A 19883-nucleotide genomic window follows, 5' to 3' on the forward strand; every position below is an offset into this window, starting at 1 on the left:
CGGGAGAGCCGGGCCGTGTCGGGGGGCCTCCCGTAGGGTAGGGCCATGACAACGCGAAGCGCCTGGGGCCTCGGCCTGGCCACCGTCACCGACGACGGCTCCACCCTCGATGTCTGGTACCCGCGGCCGGTCCTCGGCGAGGAGCCCGAGGACGGCCATGCCGATCTGCTCGCCACGCTCTCCGCGATGGAGACCAAGGATGAAGCGCGGGGGGTCCACACCACGGTGGTGCGCACCTGGGTGGATCTCGACGACTCCCCGCGGACCGTCGCCGGCTCCTACTTGCGCCTCCATGTGCTCTCGCACCGCTTGGCCGAGCCGAACACGGTGAACCTGGACGGAATCCTGTCCCACCTGCCCAGTGTGGTGTGGACGGCGGTGGGCCCCTGCGCCGCGGAGGGCTTCGAGGCCACCCGCATGCGCCTGCGCCGGGCCCTGGGCCACCCGGTCCAGGTGCATTCCGTGGATAAGTTCCCGCGGATGGTGGACTACGTGGTGCCCACGGGCGTGAGGATCGCCGACGGCGCCCGCGTGCGCCTGGGCGCGTACCTGTCCGAGGGCACGTCGGTCCTGGCATCGGGCTTCGTCAACTACAACGCGGGCACCCTGGGCCGCTCCGTGGTGGAGGGGCGCGTCTCGCAGGGGGTGCTCATCGGCGACGGCTCCGACATCGGCGGCGGCGCCTCCACGATGGGGATGGTCGCCGACGGCGGGCTGAGGCGCGTGAGCATCGGCGAGCGCTGCCTGCTGGGCGCCAACTCGGGCCTGGGCATCCCGCTGGGCGACGACTGCGTCGTGGAGGCCGGCCTGTTCATCACCGCCGGGACGAGGGTGTCAGTGATGCCGTCAGGGGGCGTCGTCCCCGGTGGGCACGGCCTGTTCCGGGAGCCGCGCGTGGTGGCGGCCCGTGAACTCGCCGGCGCCTCGAACGTCCTGTTCCGCCGCAACTCGCAGTCCGGCGCCGTCGAGGCCCTTCCCCGCGGCGGCAAGAGCATCGAGCTCGGGGCCGCGCGCTAGCCGGCCCCCGCGGCCTCAGCCGCGGCGGGCGGCCGCCGAGCGCCAGTGGGGGATCGAAGAGCGCCAGTGGGGGATCAAAGGAGGGAACCTCCCCGCCGCCCGGGAGGACCGACTCACACTTTGTTGACGCGGTCGAGCGCGCGCTCGCCCGAACGGGTGGCGGGGTAGACGGCGTCGGAGTGCTTGCGGCGGTGGATGGCCACGTAGTGCCGCTCGGTGGCGCCGGTGTAGACCTGGCGGGGACGACCGATGCGCTTGGCGGGATCGGAGATCATCTCGCGGTACTGGGCGATCCACCCGGGCAGGCGCCCCAGGGCGAACAGGGGCGTGAACATCTTCGTGGGGAAGCCCATCGCTTGGTAGATGAGGCCGGTGTAGAAGTCCACGTTCGGGTAGAGGCGGCGCGAGATGAAGTAATCGTCGCTCAGGGCCGTCTCCTCCAACTCCATGGCGATCTGGAGCATTCGATCACCGGAGTCGCTGCCCAGGCGGGTGAGCACGTCATGGGCGGTGGCCTTGACGATGGCGGCGCGCGGGTCGTAGTTCTTGTAGACCCGGTGGCCGAAGCCCATGAGCCGCACGCCGTCCTCCTTGTCCTTCACCTTGCGGACGAACTCGGCGGTGCTCATGCCCGAGGCCTGGATCGTGTCGAGCATCCGCAGGACGGCCTCGTTCGCGCCGCCGTGCAGCGGACCGGACAGGGCCCCCACGCCCGCGGCCACGGAGGCGTACATGTTGGCGTCCGCCGAGCCGACGAGCCGCACCGTGGAGGTGGAGCAGTTCTGCTCGTGGTCGGCGTGGAGAATGAGGAGCATGTCCAGGGCCTTCACGATCGCGGGGTCGATCTCGTAGGACTGGTAGGGCATCCCGAAGGTCAGGCGCAGGAAGTCCTCCACGTATCCGCACTTGGGGTCCGGGTAGACCAGGGGCAGGCCGATGGCGCGCCGGGCGATGTAACTGATCATCGTCGGCATCTTGCTCAGCAGCAGGACGGTCGCGAGCTCGCGCTCGTAGGGGTCGTGCGGGTTGAGGGTGTCCTCGTAGTAGGTGGCCAGGCCGGAGATGCCCGCCTGGAGGATCGCCATGGGGTGCCCGGAAGAGGGGAACGCGGTGAAGAAACTGCGGAAGTCCTCATGGAGGAGGCGGTGGCGGGCGATGCGCCGCTCGAAGCGCTCGAAGGTCTCGGCGTCGGGGAGCTCGCCGTTGATGAGCAAGAAGGCGACCTCCAGGAAGGAGGAGGACTTGGCGAGCTCCTCGATGGGGTAGCCGCAGTAGCGCAGGACACCGGCGTCGCCGTCGATGTAGGTGATCCCGGAGGCGCACGAGGCCGTGTTCGTGAAGCCCGGGTCGAGGGTGACCATGCCGGTGGAGGCGAGGAGCTTGCCCACGCCCAGACCGTCAGAGCCCTCGGTGGCGTAAGCGCGGGGGAGCTCCAGGCGGCGGTCCTCGATGGTGAGGATGCCGACGGCGTCGCTGTCGTTGAGGGACCGCGGCTCGGCGGCGGGGGCGCTGGCGGCGGGGCTGGTGTCGGTCATGTCGGTCTCCTCCCTGTTCGGCGCTCCGCGCGGGCGGGCGCCTCGAGCCGGTGGGCCTGGTGCCACGGGGTCCGCCTCACTGTAGCGATCGCGCTGTCACCTCCCCGTCACCTCTGAGGATGGGCCGGGTCCCCCACGGCGTCGCCCCGGAGGCGGGCGATCGCTCAGGGGCGGAAGAGCGCGGCTGCATGGGGCGACCGCAGGCGCTCGCAGGCGGCCGCCACGCGCTCGTCGGTGCCGGTCAGGCTCATGCGGACTCGCCCGGCGCCGGCCTCCCCGTAGAAGTCGCCGGGGGCGACGACGATCCCAAGCTCGGCGAAGGCTCCGACGAGCTCGTAGGAGCCCCGGGCGGCGGCCCCCTCGGGCAGGCCGAGCCACAGGTAGAGGCCCGCCACGGATGCGGGATCGCCCACGAGGCCGGCTGCCGCCGTCGCCTCGACGAGCGCCTCGCGACGGGCACGGTAGGCCTCGCGCTGGGCGGCCACGTGGGCGTCGTCGGCCAGGGCAGTGGCCATGGCGGCCTGGACCGGCTCGGGCGGGAGCATCCCGGTGTGCTTGCGGATCTCGGTGACGGCGCCCACGAGCACGGGGTCCCCGGCGAGCAGGGCGGCGCGGTAGCCGGCGAGGTTGGACTGCTTGGACAGGGAGTACAGGGCCAGCAGCCCGCTCATGTCCCCGCCCGTGGCGCGGGGGTCGAGGAGGCTGGGGATGGCCTCGGAATCCCAAGGGGCCTCCCAGCCGAGTTCGGCGTAGCACTCGTCGGAGGCGACGACGGCGCCGCGCTCGCGCGCCCAGGTGACGATCCGCGCCAGTTGGTCGACGCCGAGCACATGACCGTCGGGGTTGCCGGGGCTGTTGAGCCAGATCATGGCGATGGGGCGGTCGAGGGTGCCCGCGCCGTCGGGGAGGTCCCAAGTGGCGGGATCGGCGTCAGTGTCGACGGGGATGGGCGTGGCCCCCGCAATGCGGGCGCCGACGTCGTAGGTGGGGTAGGCGGCGCGGGGGTGGAGGACGAGGTCACCGGGGCCCGCCCCGAGATGGAGGGGCAGGAGGGCGACGGATTCCTTCGAGCCGATCGTGGGGATGACGTGGGCGTCGGTCAGACCGGTGACGCCGCGGCGGCGGGCGGCCCAGTCGATGATGGCCCCGCGCAGCGCGGGAGTGCCGACGGCGGCCGGGTAGCCGGGGGCGTTGGCGGCGGCCGCGAGGGCCTCGCGAACGATGGTCGGAGTGTCGTCCACGGGGGTGCCGACGGCGAGGTCGACGACGCCGCCGGGGTGCTCGGCCGCGCGGGCCCGGTAGGGGGCGAGCGCATCCCAGGGGAAGTCCGGGAGGGCGAGCGGGCGGGGCAGGGCGCGGGGCCGGTCCATAGAGGCGTTCACCCCGGCATTGTCCTCCAACCCTCAGCGAGCTCGTGCTTATATCGACCGGCCCGCGCCCCGCCCACCGAAGTCGTCACCGGAGACGCGAAGCAGACGATGACCGCGCGGGCGCCTGTCAGGGCGCGGCGGCCTCAGTCGAGACCGTGCTCGGCACGGTAGTCCTCGTTCTGCGGGGGCAGGGCGGCGACCATGGGGTCGTCATAGTCCAGGGCGCCGGTCTTCTGGGCACCGCCGGGCGAGCCGAGGCCGCGCAACTCGAAGAAGTCGATATTGGCGCGGGTGTAATCCGCCCACTCCTCGGGGACGTCGTCCTCGTAGAAGATCGCCTCCGTGGGGCAGACGGGCTCGCAGGCGCCGCAGTCCACGCACTCGTCGGCGTTGATGTACAGGCTCCGCTCGCCCTCGTAGATGCAGTCCACCGGACACTCGTCGACGCAGGCACGATCCTTGACATCCACGCACGGCTGGGCGATGACGTAGGTCATGGCGGGGTTCCTCTCGACTAGGGCCCGGCGCCGCTCACCGGCGGCGCCCGATCAAGCCCAAGTATTGTCCCGCCCGGGCCGAATCCCCAAGACGACCGCATAGTGGCGGCGAGCACGCCCGCGCGGGCGTCCAGGACCGCTCCCAGTCGCCCCCATCCGACGGCGCGATACGCCTAGTCCTGTCGGCCGAAGCCCGCCTTGGCATCGGGCGTCGGCTGGGGCACGGCCTCCTCGGCGGGGGGCGCCGCCTGGGCCTGAGGAGCCGGGGGCGCCGGAGCGGCCGGGGGCACCGGGGCGGCGGCCGCGGGGCCGTCCGACGACCCGCCGGACGGCGCCTCCTGGCCCTGCGGGCTCGTCTGGGAGGAGGGGCCCGGGCCCTGGGACTGCCCGGCCTGAGCGCTCGGCGGATGCGCTGGGGCGCCCCCGCCGGAGCAGGTCACGGCGTTGTCAGGGTCATAGGTGGTGCGGAGGGTGTCCTCGGTGACGGTGCCGTCCGGGGCCTTGCGGCTGCGGGTCACCGTGATGGAGAAGCCACCCTCTCCCCCGCCGTAGGGCTCGCAGCGGGGGCCGGAGCGGTTGACGGTGCGGATGGGGGTGTAGCCCTGCTTCTCACCGGAGACGATCGAGACGTCGTAGTGACGCGTGGACCACAGGCGCACGTGCACCTTGCCGTCCACCACCCAGGCCTGGATGAGCGCGTGATAGGGGGTCGAGTTGGTGAACTTGACGTCCTTCTCCGGGGACCACAGGGTGGCCTCGCGCCCCGCCGGGTAGCGATCGAACCAGTAGGAGTGGGGATGGTGCTCGACGTCGTCCATCCCGGCCTCGTAGGCGGCGTTGAACACGGTGGTGCCGATCTGGGAGAGCCCGCCCCCGAACGCCTCGGTGTGGACCCCGTCGAGGATGACCCCGGAGGAGGTGAAGCCGTGCTCGGCGTCCACGGGCTCCAGGGACTCGTTCGTGGAGAAGGTGGCCCCCGGCTTGACGATCTTGCCGTTGAGCGCGGCGGCGCCCGCGATGAGGTTCTGGGTGCGGGCGGCGTCCTCGTAGTAGTCGGTGGCGTACTCGCCGACGATCTCCTTGATCCCCCAGTCCGCCTCAGCGGTGGTGGAGGAGGGCGCGGAGGAGGTCATCGGCAGGACGACCGCGCGCTGGGAAGACCCCACCTGGGTGCTGCCGATGGTGATGATCTGGGTGGACAGCGCGGTGGTGTCGATGGCCAGGCCGTCGACGGGCGCCACGTACTGCGGTCTGGCGTCGGCGCGGCCCTCGATGGTCCACCCGGACTCGACGGCGGCCCTCTCGATCTGGGAGCCCATCGCCGCGACCACCGCCTGGCGCAGCGCGTCAGGGTCGAGGGTGGTGGACAACTCGCCCGTCTTGGCGCTAATGCGCAGCATGGGGGCGAGCTCCTGGGGGCTCAGGGTCAGGGAGCCGGTGGCGGGAGCGGCCGTCGTCGCCGCATCCGCGGTGACCGTCACGGGCGCGGACAGGACGGGGGCGATGACGCTGTCGGCGTAGGACTGGGCCTGCTCGTCGGTGATGGCGGGGCTCGTGGTCCCCTCGACGAGGGCGATGGTGGAGGCCCCCAGCGGCCAGTCCGAGGACAGTCCGCTGACCGAGGCCTCGACGTCGACGCCGGTGCCGGCGCGGCTCGGCGAGACCACGGGCTTGGTGCCCCGCAGGGAGATCTCGGCGTTGACGGTGCCCGACGAGAGCTCGTCCAGGTGGCCGTTGAGGCTGCGGGTCAGGGCGGCCGAGTCCACGGAGGTGGCGGCGGGCACCGAGGCCCCGCCGAGGCGGTCGATGATGGTGAGCGGGTTGAGGGTGAAGCCCGTCAGGCGGCCGACGCTGGAAGCGGCGTCCACGCTCACGCCAGAGTCCGCGGGCGTGATCTGGGCGGACTTATCGCCCGCGGTGACCGTGACCGGCTGGGCCAGGCTCTGGGCGAAGGACTGCTCGACGGCGCTCCTCGCCTCCGATGGGCTCATCCCCCCGACGCTCACCCCGCCGACGGTCGAACCATCGGCGAGGGCCTGGGTGGTCCAGATCGCCGAGCCGAGCCACGCCGTGGCGACGAGGGCCCCGGCGGCGATCATGAGGCGCCGGGGGTTGCGGACGGGCCCCTTGGCCAGGCCGAGGAGGGCGGCGGCTCGGCCGGCCCCCTCATCCTCACCGGGGCGATCAGCGGCTCGGTCCCCCTGGGTATCAGCGCCGGCCTCGGAATCCGCCTCCTCGACGGCGATCTCCGGGGTGGCGGTCTCGGGCAGGGCATGGATCGGACGTGCGGCCGCACCGGCATCGCCCGGGGCTTCGGCACCGGCCGGCGGGACAGCGGTGCGCGCTCCCGCGGCGACAACGCCCAGGGCGGCGGCAGCGACGGCGGCGTCGGAGACCCCGGCCAGGTCGGTGGGCTGGGAACTCTCCCCAGCGGCCGCGCTCTCGGCCTGACCCGTCTGAGCTCCGCCGCTCTCAGTGGGCGCGTCCGAGGGTGCTCCCTCGGCGTCGTCGGCGGGCTCGGCGCCGCCGTCGGCCGCGGTCCCGGTACCCTCCTCCACCTCCCCGGGGGCGACGGCCTTGGGCAGGACGACGCCGATCCGGTCGGCCAGGGTGGCGATCGCCAGAGCGCTCGCCGCGATGGCGGCGTCGGCCGGCAGCACGGCCTCGGGGACCGCGCCCCCGACCTCGGGGGCGTCGGCATCGCCGGCGTCGGGCGCGCCCCCCTCCGCGGGCGGGGCCTCGGCGAGGGCATCGCCGTCGAGCGCCGCCTCGCCCTCGGCCGCCTCCGCAGCGTGGTCGGGGGTGGCGGCATGCAGGGCCTCCAGCGCAGCAGTGGCCTCGTCAGGGCTGGTCACGGCGTCATTCATGAGGGAACCTCCAGGGAAGGGCGGTCATCAGGACTGGGAACGACGGCGGCGAGCCGCCTCCTTGAACCGCTCCTGGGAATCAAGAATCACCTTACGAATGCGCACGGCCTCAGGGGTGACCTCCACGCACTCGTCATCAGCGGCGAACTCGAGGGCCTCCTCGAGGGTGAGCCTGCGGGGCGGCACGAGCCCCTCGAAGGAGTCGGCGGTGGAGGAGCGCATGTTGGTCTGCTGCTTCTCGCGCACGACATTGACGTCCATGTCCTCATTGCGGGGGTTCTCCCCCACGACCTGCCCCTCGTAGGTCTCCTGAGTGGGCTCCACGAAGAAGGTGCCGCGGTCCTGGAGGCGGATGAGGGCGTAGGCGGTGACGGCGCCCGCACGGTCCGAGACGAGGGATCCCGTGGTGCGCGAGACGATCGGGCCGGCCCAGGGCTCGTAGCCCTCCGCGATGGAGGAGGCGATGCCCGTGCCGCGGGTGTCGGTGAGGAACTGGCTGCGGAAGCCGATGAGGCCGCGCGCGGGCACGAGGAACTCCATGCGGATCCAGCCGGTGCCGTGGTTGGTCATCGTCTCCATGCGGCCCTTGCGGGCCGCCATGAGCTGCGTGACGGCGCCCAGGTGCTCCTCGGGGACGTCGATCGTCATGCGCTCGACGGGCTCGTGCCGCTTGCCGTCGATCATGCGGGTCACGACCTGGGGCTTGCCGACGGTGAGCTCGAATCCCTCACGGCGCATCTGCTCCACCAGGATCGCCAGGGCGAGCTCGCCGCGCCCCTGGACCTCCCAGGCGTCCGGGCGGGAGGTCGGCAGGACGCGCAGGGAGACGTTGCCGATGAGCTCGCGGTCGAGGCGGTCCTTGACCTGGCGGGCCGTGACCTTGGCGCCCTTGGTGCGCCCGGCCATCGGGGAGGTGTTGATCCCGATGGTCATGGAGATGGCGGGATCGTCGACCGTGATGAGGGGCAGCGGGCGGGGATCCTCGGGGTCGACGAGGGACTCGCCGATGGTGATGTCCTCGATGCCCGCGATGGCCACGATGTCACCGGCGTGGGCCTCCTCGGCGGGCTTGCGGTCCAGGCCCTCGGTGACCAGCAGTTCGGAGACGCGCGCGTTGGCCAGGGTGCCGTCATGGCGGGCCCAGGCCACGGCCTGCCCCTTGCGGATCGTGCCGTTGTGGATGCGCAGCAGCGCCAGGCGGCCCAGGAACGGGGAGGCGTCCAGGTTGGTGACGTGGGCCTGGAGGGGAGCGCCCTCGTCGTAGGAGGGTCCGGGGATCCGCTCGATGATCGTGCGGAAGAGGGGCTCGAGGTCCTCATTGGCGGGCAGCTCGCCGTCGGCCGGCTGGGCGGTATCCGCCCGGCGGGCCTTGGCGGAGGCGTAGATGACGGGGACGTCGAGGACGGCGTCGAGGTCGATGCCCGGGTCCTCGTCCGCGAGGTCCGAGGCCAGCGAGAGCAGCAGGTCGGTGGACTCCGAGACCACCTCGTCAAGGCGGGAGTCGGGGCGGTCCACCTTGTTGACCACGAGGATGACCGGCAGGCTCGCGGCCAGGGCCTTGCGCAGCACGAACCGGGTCTGCGGCAGGGGCCCCTCAGAGGCGTCCACGAGGAGGACGACGCCGTCGACCATCGACAGGCCGCGCTCGACCTCGCCACCGAAGTCGGCGTGGCCGGGGGTGTCGATGACGTTGATGGTGATGCCGTCCGGCAGGCCGGCCTCGACCGCGGCGGGGCCCGCGTAATGGACGGCCGTGTTCTTGGCGAGGATCGTGATGCCCTTCTCGCGCTCAAGCTCGCCGGAGTCCATGACCCGCTCAGCGGTGTTCTCCTGCGTGGCTCGGGCGCCGAAAGCGCCCGCCTCCCAGAGCATCCCGTCGACAAGGGTGGTCTTGCCATGGTCGACGTGGGCGACGATGGCGACGTTGCGCAGGTCCTGGCGCACGGTCATGTGTGGGCTCTTCTTCCGTCTGGGGAGCGCCCGGGGAGGACGCGGTGCCAGGTCGACACCGCGCGCGAGGCGCACAGCGGGCCAAGGCTAGTCGCGCGCCCGCCCGGCGCGCCATGGCGAGGGTGACACCGCTCCTGTGCTGCCGCTCACGGCCTACACCAGGACCAGGGTGACGGCCACGACGACGGCGATCGCAGCGATCGATATCACAGCGATCGCGCCCGGGTTGCGACGGGCGGCGCGCTCGCACGAGGACGCCGCGGCGCCGGAATCACCCCCCGCGCCAGTCACGCCGGCGCTCTCAAGGCGCGCGCGGTAGGCCTCGATGAGGTCGGCGGCGCGCTCCGCGGTGAGGGCCAGCACGATGGGGCGGCCACGACCGTGAGCGCCATCCAGGCCGCGGCCCCCGGCTCCAGGGAGGAGTCCCTCGCCGCCCGCCGGCGCCGGGCGCTCCCCGACGGCGGCGCGCGACCGCTCGATCTGCCGGTTGACGCCGATCGACAGCCCGCCCTGGCGGGGCGCGGCGGAGACGGGGACCCGGGCGCCGTCGCAAGTGATGATCTCCAGGCCCCAGCGGCCGCCGCAGCGCTGGTAGGCGCCCCAGCCGACACGGTGGGTGGCCAGGAGGTTGCGCGCGGTCAGGCCGCGCTCGTCGAGGCGCAACTCGGGCTGCCACCACAGGGCGTAGGCCGCGGCCGTCGCGGCCAGGGCGCAGGCCAGGGCGATGAGGAGGTGCCGGGCGCCGTCATTGATGCCGATCGTGACCGCGAGCGCAGCCCCGAGTCCCGCCACGAGGAGCGTGAGGGAGCGCCCGAACCGGGGGCGGATGATGACTGTGGGAACCGTGATCATGCGCCCATCCTCCCCCTCCCCTCCCCCCTCTCAGCGAGACCGGTCGAAAATAAGAGCGAGACCGGTTCGCGGACCGGTCTCGCTCCTATTTTCGACCGGTCTCGCTCATGGGGGTCAGGGGCGCCAGGCGGAGGCGAGGAGCTCGTAGGAGCGGCGGCGGGCGGCGGCGTCGTAGATGTAGGACAGGACGAGGACCTCCTCCAGGCCCCAGCGCTCCTCAAGATCGCGCAGGCCGGTGACCACGGTCTCGGGCGCCCCCACGAAGGACAGGCGCATCGCCTCCTCGACAGCGCCCTCCCTCCCGGCCGCCAGCGCCCGCCAGCCCTCCGGATCCTCCAGCGGCGGCTCCAACGGTCCCGGGGCGCCGGACACGAGCCGCGCCGCGCAGGCCATCGCGGTGGAGAAGAGGCTGCGCGCCTCATCATCGCTGGGCGCGACGGCAGCGTTCACCGCCGCGGCCACGCGCGGGGCCTCAATGGTGGCCGTCGGCGCGGAGGCGTCGAAGACCGACCGGTAGGTGGCCACGGCCGCCTCGGCCTGCGAGGGGGCGAAATGCGAGGCGACGACGAAGGGCAGGCCCAGCGCGCCGGCGACCCTCGCCCCGTTGACCGAGGATCCGAGTACCCAGACGGGCGTGCGGGTCCCCTCCCCCGGGACCGCCCGGACCCGGCTCCCCGGACCGCCCGGCTCACCGTGACCCACGTAGCCCAGGATGTCGGTGATGCTCGATGTGAAGGCGGCGGGGTCCGCCGGGCCCCGCCGCAGCGCCCCCGCTGTCAGCGCGTCCGTGCCGGGCGCGCGCCCCAGCCCGATCCCGACCCGCCCGGGGTAGATCGTGGCGAGCGTCCCGAACTGCTCGGCGACGACCAGGGGCGGGTGATTGGGGAGCATCGAGCAGCCGGCCACGCCGATCCGCTCCGTCGCGGCGAGCACCTGGCCGAGCAGGATCGGGGTGGCCGAGGACAGGTAGAGGGGGGAGGCGTGGTACTCGGTGACCCAGTATCGGGCGTAGCCGGCCCTGTCTGCCGCGCGCGCCAACTCGCGCATCTCGGTCAGGGCGCGGCCCCAGCCGCGTCCGACGGCGGAGGGGACGGGGTCGAGGACGGACAGCTCGGCGCTCATGGCGGAACGATAGTGCCCCGGCCGGGACAATACGTGGGTCGGAAGGCACAGCGCGTCAACTCGCATCCTCCAGGCTCGCCCCGCGCCGGGCGCGCGACCGGCCCGGGCGTCGATCACCCGGGCCGGTCGTGGAGTTGACGGCGCGCTCAGCGGCGCTTGGCGGTCACCACCGTCATGAAGGCGGACTTGAGGACGTCGCCGATGATGAAGGGCGTCAGCCCCAGGGCGACGGCCTTGCCCCAGCCCACCCCCAGGGCGATCTTGAGCCAGATGACCCCGGGGACGAACACAGAACTCGAGGCGATGAGCATGAGGGCGAAACGGACGGGAAGGCCGGCGTCCGACCGCGCGACACGGCCGGCGAGCCCCGCGGCCAGGGCGTAGCCGAGGACATAGCCAAAGGAGGCGGTCACCCCACCGCTCCAACCGGCGAGGACCGGCGCCCCGACGGCGGCCAGCCCCGCCAGCAGGAGGGAGGAGGCGATGCCGCGCCGGCTGCCGAGCACCGCGCCGACGCCGAGGGCGGCCAGGGAACCCAGGGTCACCGGGACCGGGGTGAAGGGCAGCGGTAGCGAGACCTGGCCGATGAGGGCGAGGGCGGCGGTGCCCAGGACGATGAGGGCCGCCTCGCGCGCGGCAAGGGCGAGGTGGGAGGCGGGCGTGGCAACGGCCGCACCGGCCGCTGGCGAGGTCTTATTGATCATGGGCCCACGGTATGCGGGCGCTCTCCGAGCGGGATACCCCGGACCCACGCAGCCTCACCCCACTCCATCTTGTGCGATTCCCACAAAAGGAGCGAGATTTCAGGAGACGAGCTCGCGAGCACGGGAAGGGTGGCGCCCGCCGTCGCGCCCGGGCGCCACCGGGGCGCCACCGGCGGTGCCGAGCGCGCGCCCGGTGGCCGCTGAGCAGGTCCTCAGACGACGCGCGCGATCCAGTCCAGGATGTCGCCCATCACCTCGTCGCGGTTGGTCTCGTTGAGGGCCTCATGGCGCGCCCCCGGGTAGAGGCGCAGACCAAGTGGGCAGGCCCCGGCCCTGGCGTAGCGCCGCCCCACCCAGCGAGGCCCCTTCCCCATCGCGCCCACAGGGTCCTGGGCCCCTGACAGCAGGAGGATCGGCAGTCCCGCCGGGGTGGCGTTGAAGACGGCGCGGCTGGAGGCCGCGCGCACGAGGTCGACGAGGTCGCGATAGAAGGCGGTGGTGTAGTCGAATCCGCACAGGGGGTCGGCCACGAAGGCGTCAACAACCGCCTCGTCCCGGCTGAGCCAGTCGTACCGGGTGCGGCCCGGGGAGAAGGGCTTGCTGTAGGGCCCCAACACGAGGGCGTCGAGGATCCTCTCCCGCCGGCGCGGCCCCCGCGCCAGGCACAGCGCCCGGGTGACGGCGGGGCCGATGGCCGCGAGGATCCCGGCGCTCCCGGTCGTGCCCACGAGGATGAGACCGGCGATGGCGGCGGCGGGGTCGGCCCCGGGACCCGCCCCGAGCCTGGGGGCGAGCACCCGCGCCAGGATGGAACCCCAGGAGTGGCCCATGAGGATGACCGGGAGCCCAGGGAAGGCCCGCCCGATCCAGCCCCGCGTCTGGGCGAGGTCGGCGAGGATCCTCTCGGCGCCGTCGGCGTCGGCGGTGTGCCCGCTCTCATCCGGGGAGGCCATCGTCAGGCCGTGCCCGCGGTGGTCGTCGGCCACCACCGCGTAGCCGGCCTCCACGGCGCAGCGGGCGAAGGCCCCGTAGCGGGCGGTGTGCTCGCCCATGCCGTGGACGAGTTGGATGACCGCGCGCGGCATCGGCGCGCCGTCCTCATCGGCCGCACCATCGGCAGGCGCCCAGACGCTGAGGGCGAGGCGGCGGCCGTCGTCGGCGGTAATCCACTCCCGGGCCTCGCGCGCGATCCCGGCCTCCCGAGGGGCCCGCCCCGCATCCGCACCAGGCGATCCGCTTATGGTCATTCCATGAATGTACCCCGCCCGACCCCGCCCGCTCAGCCCTTCGCCCTGATCCCCGCCGCCTACCTCCTCCTGCTGCGCGAGGCTCCCGGGCAGGGGGCACCCTCGCTCCGCACGCGGGTGCTCCTGCAGTTGCGGCGCGGCACCGGCTACATGGACGGGCACTGGGCCTGCGGGGTGGCCGGGCATGTGGACGACGGCGAGCCCGTCACCCGCACGGCCGCGCGCGAGGCCGCCGAGGAGGTGGGGGTCACTGTCGAGCCGAGCCTGATCGAACCACTGACCACGCTGCACCGCTCGAACGACGTGGGCGGGGCGGCGCTGGAGCAGCGCGTCGACTTCTTCTTCACCGCGCGCTCCTGGACGGGCAAGCCACGGATCATGGAGGGCACGAAATGCGCGGGCCTGGAGTGGTTCGCCCTGGCGGACCTCCCCGACCCGGTCCCGCCGCATGAGCGGGCCGTCCTGGAGCGCCTCGCCACGGCTCTCGACGGCGGCGCGCCTGTGCCCGCGATCCTGCCCTTCGGCTTCGACGGCGAGCGGATCGCGCACTACGGGGTGGCGCGCCCGCACTGAGGGAGGGGCGGTCGTGTGAGGGGGCGGCCTCCATGAGGGAGGGGGCGGTCGCCGTCAGCCGGCGCCCCGTCGCGGGCCCGGCACCGGCAGGCCCGGCACCGGCAGGCCCGACACCGGCAGGCCCGACACCGGCGGACCCAGCTCAGAGTCCGAGGAACGCCCTGATCGCGGGCATCTCCCGCCGGGCCTGAACGAGTCCCGCCTCGAAAGCGGTGGTGAGGCGGTCGTAGCGCAACTCGCCGTTGGCGATGTCCATGCGGTCGGGGCAGAACAGGTAGGCGCTGCCCTCGGCGCAGCGCCGCTCAATGTCCTCCAGGGCGGCGTTGTAGTGACGCGGGCGACTGATGAGGGCCTCGGCGGCCAAGGGGTACTGCCGCAGGAGCCGCCGGTAGACCTCGGGGCGCTTCTCCTCGGGCTTGCGGTAGCCGGCGGGGCGGGTGGAGATCACCAGGAGGCGCTCATAACCGTCGGCGATCGCGGCATCGGTCGCGAACCCCCCGGTGGGCCCGAGAGCACCGTCGAGGTAGGGGGCGCCGTCGATCTCGACCACGGGCATGAGCACCGGCATGGACGCGGAGGCCTGGGCGCGGGCGAGGAGATCCGCGGGGGTGGGCATGTCGGAGCGGTGGAAGTAGGCCTGCTCACCGGTGTCGCAGCGGAAGGCGCCCAGGACGAGTTCGGCGTCGGAGGCCTCGAGGGCCGGCCAGTCAACGGGCATCTCCTCGTCCGGGGCGGAGGTGCGTTGGTAGATACGGTCGGAGTTGAAGTAGCCGCGCCCGCGGGCGAAACTGCCCCAGCCACCGGCGTCGCCGAGCAGCGGCATGGCGAGGTAGGCCTCGCGGGCGCGCCAGGTGTCGCGGGTGATCATGTTGACGGCGTTCGTCGCGCCGGCGCTGATGCCGCCCACCCATCCGAACTCCAGGCCCTCCTCCAGCAGGGCGCGCACGAGGGCGCCGGTGTAGGCGCCGCGCATGCCGCCCCCCTCGAAGACAAGGGCGACGTCGTCGATCCGGGCGGTCACGGGAGCGGGGGCGTGCAGGGGATGCCCGTAGGGGTAGTAGCCGGACTGCGGATTGCGGGAGGTCACGGCATCACGCTACCCCTCCCACCCCTCCTCATCGAGACCGGTCGAAAACAGACGCGAGACCGGTCGAAATGAGGATCGAGACCGGTCCGGCCCCCTATCCAGGCACCCTGTTCCCATGTTCCCCCAGAGAAGAACAGTGCTCGTCACCTCGCCTTTCCCCCGCGCTTGGGGCGCAGAGGGCCGTAGCGTCACGGCATGAGCACTCCAGCCCTCCTCTCCCCCCTCCAGATCGGCCCACTGACCGCCCGCAACCGCCTGTGGCTGCCACCCATGTGCATGTACAGCGCTCAGGAGCACGACGGCGTCGCCACCGACTGGCACGTCCTGCACTACGGGACGCGCGCCGTCGGCGGCTTCGGCACGGTGATCGTCGAGGCCACCGCGGTCACCCCTGAGGGGCGGCTGTCCGAGTTCGACCTGGGCCTGTGGGATGACGCCCAGATCGAGGGGCACCGCCGCATCGTCGCGGCCATCCACGACGGCGGCGCGCTGGCCGGGGTGCAGCTCGGGCACGGCGGCCGCAAGGCGGGCACGCCCCCGTGGCGGCCGGATGCGACGGGCGCCCGCGCGGGGACGCTTCAGGGCTGGGACCTCGTGGCGCCCAGCGCGATCGCCTACCCCAGCGAGGGGCACGCGGTCCCGCGCGAGCTGGACGAGGCCGGGATCGCGCGGCTCGTGGAGGCCTTCGCCCAGGCCGCGCGCCGGGCGGCCGCCGCCGGTTATGACCTCATCGAGATCCATGGAGCGCACGGCTACCTGCTCCATGAGTTCCTCTCGCCACTGTCCAACACGCGCTCCGACGCCTTCGGGGGCGATGAGTCGGGCCGCCGCCGCTTCCCGCTCCAGGTGGTCGCCGCGGTGCGCCACGCCATCGACGACGCCGGGAGCTCGGCGGGCGCTATCGACGGCACTGAGGCGGGTGCCCCGCGGGCGCTCGGCATCCGCCTGTCGGCCACCGACTGGGCCGCGGGCGGGCTCACCGGCCAGGACACCGCGCGCTTCGCGGTCGAGCTCGCGGCCGCCGGCGTTGACGCGATCCACGTGTCCACCGGCGGCAACGTGCCCGGGACGGTGCCGGTGGGCCCTGGCTACCAGGTGCCCTACGCCGCGCAGGCGCGCGCCGCCCTGGCGGCCTCGGTCGCCGACGGCGGGCCGGGGGCGGGTGTCATCGTGGTCGCGGTGGGGGTGATCGACTCCGCGGCGCAGGCCGAGGCGATCCTGACCGCGGGCGATGCCGACGCGATCGCAGCGGGCCGCCCAGCCCTGCGGGACCCCTACCTGCCCGTGCGCTGGGCCCATGAGCTGGGTGTCAACGACTGGCGCGAGGCGGGGCTGCCCGTCCAGTACTGGCGCGGCGCCTGGCGGTGAAGGCCGGCCGACGGCGCGCCGCCCCCAGGGGCGGGCGGCGCGCCGAACCGGTCTCGGCGCAGTTTTCGACCGGTCTCGGTCCTAACAACGACCGGTCTCGGCGCTGTTTTCGACCGGTCTCGGTCAGAGGGCGGTCTCGTAGAGCCAGCGGCCGGCGCGGCGGATGAAGCGGCCGCGCTCGACCAACTCGTCCTCCACGACCCCGCCGCGCCCGTCCCAGGCCCGGTAGCGGGCCACGAACTCCACGATGCCGGTCTCATCCGCCGCTCCCCCACCGACCGTCTCCACGATCCGCAGGCCCAGCCAGGCCGTTCCGGGGTGGCAGTACGGCCCGGGCGGGCGCGTGCGCGGATGCCAGGTGCGGAAGATGTGGTCCTCATCACCGACGACAAAAGCCGAGTACCGCGAGCGCATGAGGGCCTCGGCGGTGGGGGCGGGGGCGCCGTCGTGGATCGGCTCGCAGCACGCGCCGAACACCGCGCCGCTCCCGCAGGGGCAGGGGTCGGAGGGGCGCGCCCCGGCGGTGCGCACGCCGCTCATGCCCCGGCCCAGTAGGCGGCGAGCGCCTGGGCCAGCCATGGCCCATCGACGACGGCGCACATCTCCCGCTGGGAGTGCATGGACAGGATCGGCTGGCCGACGTCCGCGGTGGTGATCCCGAGGCGCTGGGCGGTGATCGGCCCGATGGTCGTCCCGCAGGGCACGGCGTTGTTGGACACGAAGACCTGGTGGGGCACGCCCGCAGCCGCGCAGGCCCGCTCCCAGAGGGCCTGACCGATCGCGTCGGTGGCGTAGCGCTGCTGGGCGTTGATCTTGAGGACGGGCCCGCCGCCGAGCACGGGGCGCACGACGGGGTCGTGGAGCCGGTCGTAGTTGGGGTGAACGGAGTGCGCGACGTCGGCGCTGAGGCAGGTCGAGCGCGCGAGCATCGCCTCGTGGGCCTCGCCGGTGATCCCCAGCGCCCTCGCCAGGCGCCGCAGGACCTGCTCGAGGAAGGGACCGGCCGCGCCGGAGCGGGTGCCGGAGCCGACCTCCTCATGGTCGTTGGCGATCAGGACGACGACGTCGCCCGGGGCCGTGCCGCCGGCCGTCCGCCCGCCCTCGCCTGAGCACAGGGACTCCAGCGCTACCAGTGACGCGATCACGGAGCTGAGGTCATCCAGGCGGGAGGAGGCGATGAACTCAGCCCGGCGGCCGAACCGGGCGGGGGCCTCGGTGGGATAGGTGAGGACGTCGTGGCCGGCAAGGTCGCCCCGCTCGATCCCGGCGATCTCGCACAGGTGGGCCTCGACGTCGTCGGCGGCGCCCAGGGCCCAGATGGGGGCCAGGTGGGCCTGGCGGTCGAGGTGGAGGGAGTCGTTGACACCGCGGTCCAGGTGCGGGGCGACCTGGGCGACGCGGGCGATGGGTCCGGTTCGCACGAGGTGGACGGCTCCGTCACGGGTGACGAGCCTCCCGGCCAGGCCGAGCTCGCGGTCGAGGAAGGAGTTGAGCAGGGGCCCGCCGTAGACCTCTGCCCCGATGAGCGCGAAGCCGTCACGGCCCATCTGGGCCGCCGGCTTGAGCATGAGGGCGGGGGAGTCGGTGTGTGAGCCGACGATCCGGAAGGCGCTGTCGCGCCCCGGAGCCTCGGGCAGGACCCAGGCGGCGATGGCGCCGTCGCGGACGGCGTAGCCGCGCCGGGGCGTGTCGGGCCCCCAGGGCTCGGTCTCGTCGAGGGCGGTGAATCCGGCGGCGGCCAGTCGCCGCGCGGCCTCGGCGGCGGCGTGGTAGGAACTCGGGGAGGCGGACACGTAGTCCATGAGCTCGCGGGCGTAGGCATCGACGTCGTGGAGCGCGCCGCGCGCGGTGGCTGCGGTTCCGGTGGGGGCGGGCGGTGCGGGTGTCTCTGGCATGGCCGCATCCTCGCACCGATGATGAGCCGGCGCGGATGAGGACCTTGTTCCAGTCGGCACAGCCATCATTCCCCCGCATGTGCCGCCAGACGCTCCCGCGAACGTCACCGCCTCACAGACGAGGCTCTTGGCGGGCGGTGGCGGTCCTGTCTGAGGCGGCGGGAGCGGGGCTCGCCCGAGCCGCGCACCGGAGTCCCTCATCCTTCGGGCGGAAGGCGCGGATCCCGCTATCGGCCTGGAGGAGTTGGTCGCGGGGGCGCGGCTGGGCGAGACTGGGGCGGCATGGTGAGCGCCGCGAGCCACGGCTGGCGGCCCAGGACGGCTGGCGGCCCAGGACGCGAGCGCGAGGAAGGACTGGTATGTCGAGCACGAGGCCCGAGACCGCCGTCGAGAAGGGGAAGCCGAGCGCCGCGCGCGAGTCGACCGCCCTCAGCGGCCCGGCGGCCCCCGACGCGCCCACGACTCGCGCCTCGCGCGCCCCCGAGCGATTCGCCCGCTTCACCGGGGCCGTCCATCGCTTGATCCCGGCGGCACTGCGGCGGCTGGTCCCCGAGACCTTCATCGGCTACGCGGTCATCAACGGCTCGGCCTTCCTGCTCGACATCGCCTGCCTGAGCGTGTTCTACAACCACTTGCACTGGTGGTACTCCTTGGCGGTGACGGTGGGATACGTAATTGCCGGGGTGTACTCGCTCCTGCTCAACCGCTGGCTCAACTTCCAGTCCCATGAGCACCTGGCGCTCCAGGGCGGCCGCTACTTCATCGGCCTGATCAGCCAGTACGTGATCTTCATCCTGGGGCTTTCCAGCCTGCTGCACTGGGTCGGGGTCAACGCGCTGGTGGCCCGGGTCGTCTCCGCCTGCTGCGAGGGCCTGTACCTCTACGTGTTCGTGCGCCTGTGGGTGTTCCGCGACTCGGCCCGGGACAAGGCCCCCGCCTCGGCCTGAGCAGCGGGGCTGGGCCAAGCCGGCCGGCCCGAGCCCGACCGGGACCCGAGCCCAACCTGGGCCTCCTCGGCCCGCCGCCTTCCCACCCCCTTGGCGCGCCCACTGCTCACCAGTGGGCGCGCGTGGTCTCCGTGGGGCCGTCGAGCTCGGTGAACCCGGCGTCGACGACGCTCACGGGCCTGCTCGCCGCCTCCCATGCGGCGCGATCCGGACGCTCGATACGCACCCGGTAGCCGTCGGCCGCCCAGGCCTCCCGCAACGCCTCGGGCATGCCCGCGCTCTCCCAGGCGAGCTGGGCGGCGTGGGCGGCCTGGGCGCAGAGCTTGCCGGAGGTCATCTCATGCAGGGGCGTGACCTCGATGGTCACCAGCGCCCCCGACGACGCCGATCCCGCCCCCAGGGAGATCCTCTCCGGTGCGCTGGCGGGGTCCTTCTCAATGGCAGCAGTCATGGCCGCCGGCGGGGGCGGGAGGGCGGCGCCGTCGGGAAAGTGGGTGCCCTCCACCTGGGTCTTGGCCAGCGGCGGTGGGAGAGGCCGGACGGGGCCGGGGACGAAGGCCCGCGCGGCGGCGCTGCCCCACCCCAGTGGCCCGTCCTGCTCCACGGTGAGGCCGGGGAGCTCTTGGACCTCTTCCCAGCGCTTGCCCCGGGCGCGGCGCACGAGCTTGCGGATGCGGCCGTCGCGCCAGTAGTCGACGGCCTCGGCCCAGGGCCCGCCGGGGGCGCTGCGGGCATCGGCTAGGAGGCGGACGACGGCGCGAGCGGCGGCCTCGGCGACGTCGATCGACCGCGGCGGGGTGACCTTGTCATAGCGCACGGCGATCTGCATCGCCCAGGGGGTGACGTGGTCCG

Annotated in this window: 17 protein-coding genes; 4 read left to right on the forward strand and 13 right to left on the reverse strand. The window is 73.3% G+C overall.

What is annotated here, in order from left to right:
- The first annotated feature begins 45 nt into the window (after positions 1-45).
- Positions 46-1017: a 2,3,4,5-tetrahydropyridine-2,6-dicarboxylate N-succinyltransferase gene (gene dapD, locus GVV76_RS03580; protein WP_159522087.1), complete on the forward strand. Its 972-nt coding sequence runs from the start codon at positions 46-48 to the stop codon at positions 1015-1017.
- A gap of 113 nt (positions 1018-1130) precedes the next feature.
- Here dapD and GVV76_RS03585 read toward each other — a convergent pair whose 3' ends face one another.
- The 9 genes from GVV76_RS03585 to GVV76_RS03625 form a co-directional block, all read right to left on the reverse strand.
- On the reverse strand, positions 1131-2552 hold the full coding sequence (locus GVV76_RS03585) for a citrate synthase (protein ID WP_159624998.1): 1422 nt from the start codon (positions 2550-2552) through the stop codon (positions 1131-1133).
- Between the two features lie 164 nt (positions 2553-2716).
- Entirely contained in the window at positions 2717-3922 is a 1206-nt protein-coding gene (dapC, locus tag GVV76_RS03590) for a succinyldiaminopimelate transaminase (RefSeq protein WP_159625164.1), read from the reverse strand.
- A 143-nt stretch (positions 3923-4065) separates the two neighbouring features.
- On the reverse strand, positions 4066-4419 hold the full coding sequence (gene fdxA / locus GVV76_RS03595) for a ferredoxin (protein WP_159522083.1): 354 nt from the start codon (positions 4417-4419) through the stop codon (positions 4066-4068).
- A 173-nt stretch (positions 4420-4592) separates the two neighbouring features.
- Positions 4593-7286: a VanW family protein gene (locus GVV76_RS03600; protein ID WP_159625000.1), complete on the reverse strand. Its 2694-nt coding sequence runs from the start codon at positions 7284-7286 to the stop codon at positions 4593-4595.
- A gap of 27 nt (positions 7287-7313) precedes the next feature.
- A complete protein-coding gene (typA, locus tag GVV76_RS03605) occupies positions 7314-9236 on the reverse strand; it encodes a translational GTPase TypA (protein ID WP_159522080.1) in 1923 nt (640 codons plus the stop codon).
- A 153-nt stretch (positions 9237-9389) separates the two neighbouring features.
- A complete protein-coding gene (locus tag GVV76_RS03610; RefSeq protein WP_159625002.1) occupies positions 9390-10088 on the reverse strand; it encodes a PH domain-containing protein in 699 nt (232 codons plus the stop codon).
- Between the two features lie 114 nt (positions 10089-10202).
- On the reverse strand, positions 10203-11210 hold the full coding sequence (locus tag GVV76_RS03615; RefSeq protein WP_175994061.1) for an MsnO8 family LLM class oxidoreductase: 1008 nt from the start codon (positions 11208-11210) through the stop codon (positions 10203-10205).
- A 146-nt stretch (positions 11211-11356) separates the two neighbouring features.
- Positions 11357-11914: a biotin transporter BioY gene (locus GVV76_RS03620; protein WP_159522078.1), complete on the reverse strand. Its 558-nt coding sequence runs from the start codon at positions 11912-11914 to the stop codon at positions 11357-11359.
- A 212-nt stretch (positions 11915-12126) separates the two neighbouring features.
- Positions 12127-13161 carry an alpha/beta fold hydrolase gene (locus GVV76_RS03625; protein WP_159522077.1) on the reverse strand — a complete coding sequence of 345 codons (1035 nt, stop codon included), beginning with the start codon at positions 13159-13161 and terminating at the stop codon, positions 12127-12129.
- A 3-nt stretch (positions 13162-13164) separates the two neighbouring features.
- On the opposite strand from GVV76_RS03625, the gene GVV76_RS03630 reads away from it, so the two are divergent.
- Complete coding sequence (locus GVV76_RS03630; RefSeq protein WP_159625004.1) at positions 13165-13734, forward strand: NUDIX hydrolase; 570 nt, start codon at positions 13165-13167, stop codon at positions 13732-13734.
- Between the two features lie 142 nt (positions 13735-13876).
- Here GVV76_RS03630 and GVV76_RS03635 read toward each other — a convergent pair whose 3' ends face one another.
- A complete protein-coding gene (locus tag GVV76_RS03635; protein ID WP_159625006.1) occupies positions 13877-14821 on the reverse strand; it encodes a patatin-like phospholipase family protein in 945 nt (314 codons plus the stop codon).
- A gap of 195 nt (positions 14822-15016) precedes the next feature.
- Here GVV76_RS03635 and GVV76_RS03640 point away from each other — a divergent pair, with 195 nt between their 5' ends.
- Positions 15017-16189, forward strand: a complete 1173-nt coding sequence (locus GVV76_RS03640) for an oxidoreductase (RefSeq protein WP_159625007.1) — start codon at positions 15017-15019, stop codon at positions 16187-16189.
- Between the two features lie 123 nt (positions 16190-16312).
- Here the strand turns inward: GVV76_RS03640 and GVV76_RS03645 are convergent, their stop codons facing one another.
- On the reverse strand, positions 16313-16729 hold the full coding sequence (locus GVV76_RS03645; RefSeq protein ID WP_159522073.1) for a YchJ family protein: 417 nt from the start codon (positions 16727-16729) through the stop codon (positions 16313-16315).
- Positions 16726-18084 (reverse strand): M18 family aminopeptidase, encoded by a 1359-nt coding sequence (locus tag GVV76_RS03650; protein ID WP_159625009.1) that lies wholly within the window; start codon positions 18082-18084, stop codon positions 16726-16728. Before GVV76_RS03650 ends, GVV76_RS03645 begins: the two co-directional genes overlap by 4 nt.
- Positions 18085-18443: 359 nt before the next feature.
- On the opposite strand from GVV76_RS03650, the gene GVV76_RS03655 reads away from it, so the two are divergent.
- Positions 18444-19031 carry a GtrA family protein gene (locus GVV76_RS03655; RefSeq protein ID WP_159625011.1) on the forward strand — a complete coding sequence of 196 codons (588 nt, stop codon included), beginning with the start codon at positions 18444-18446 and terminating at the stop codon, positions 19029-19031.
- A gap of 106 nt (positions 19032-19137) precedes the next feature.
- On the opposite strand, the gene GVV76_RS03660 is transcribed toward GVV76_RS03655, so the two are convergent.
- On the reverse strand, positions 19138-19860 hold the full coding sequence (locus GVV76_RS03660; protein ID WP_159625166.1) for a peptidyl-tRNA hydrolase: 723 nt from the start codon (positions 19858-19860) through the stop codon (positions 19138-19140).
- Positions 19861-19883 lie beyond the last annotated feature (23 nt).

Origin of the sequence: Actinomyces sp. zg296 (genome assembly GCF_009829695.1) — a bacterium.
Lineage (GTDB): Bacteria > Actinomycetota > Actinomycetes > Actinomycetales > Actinomycetaceae > Actinomyces > Actinomyces marmotae.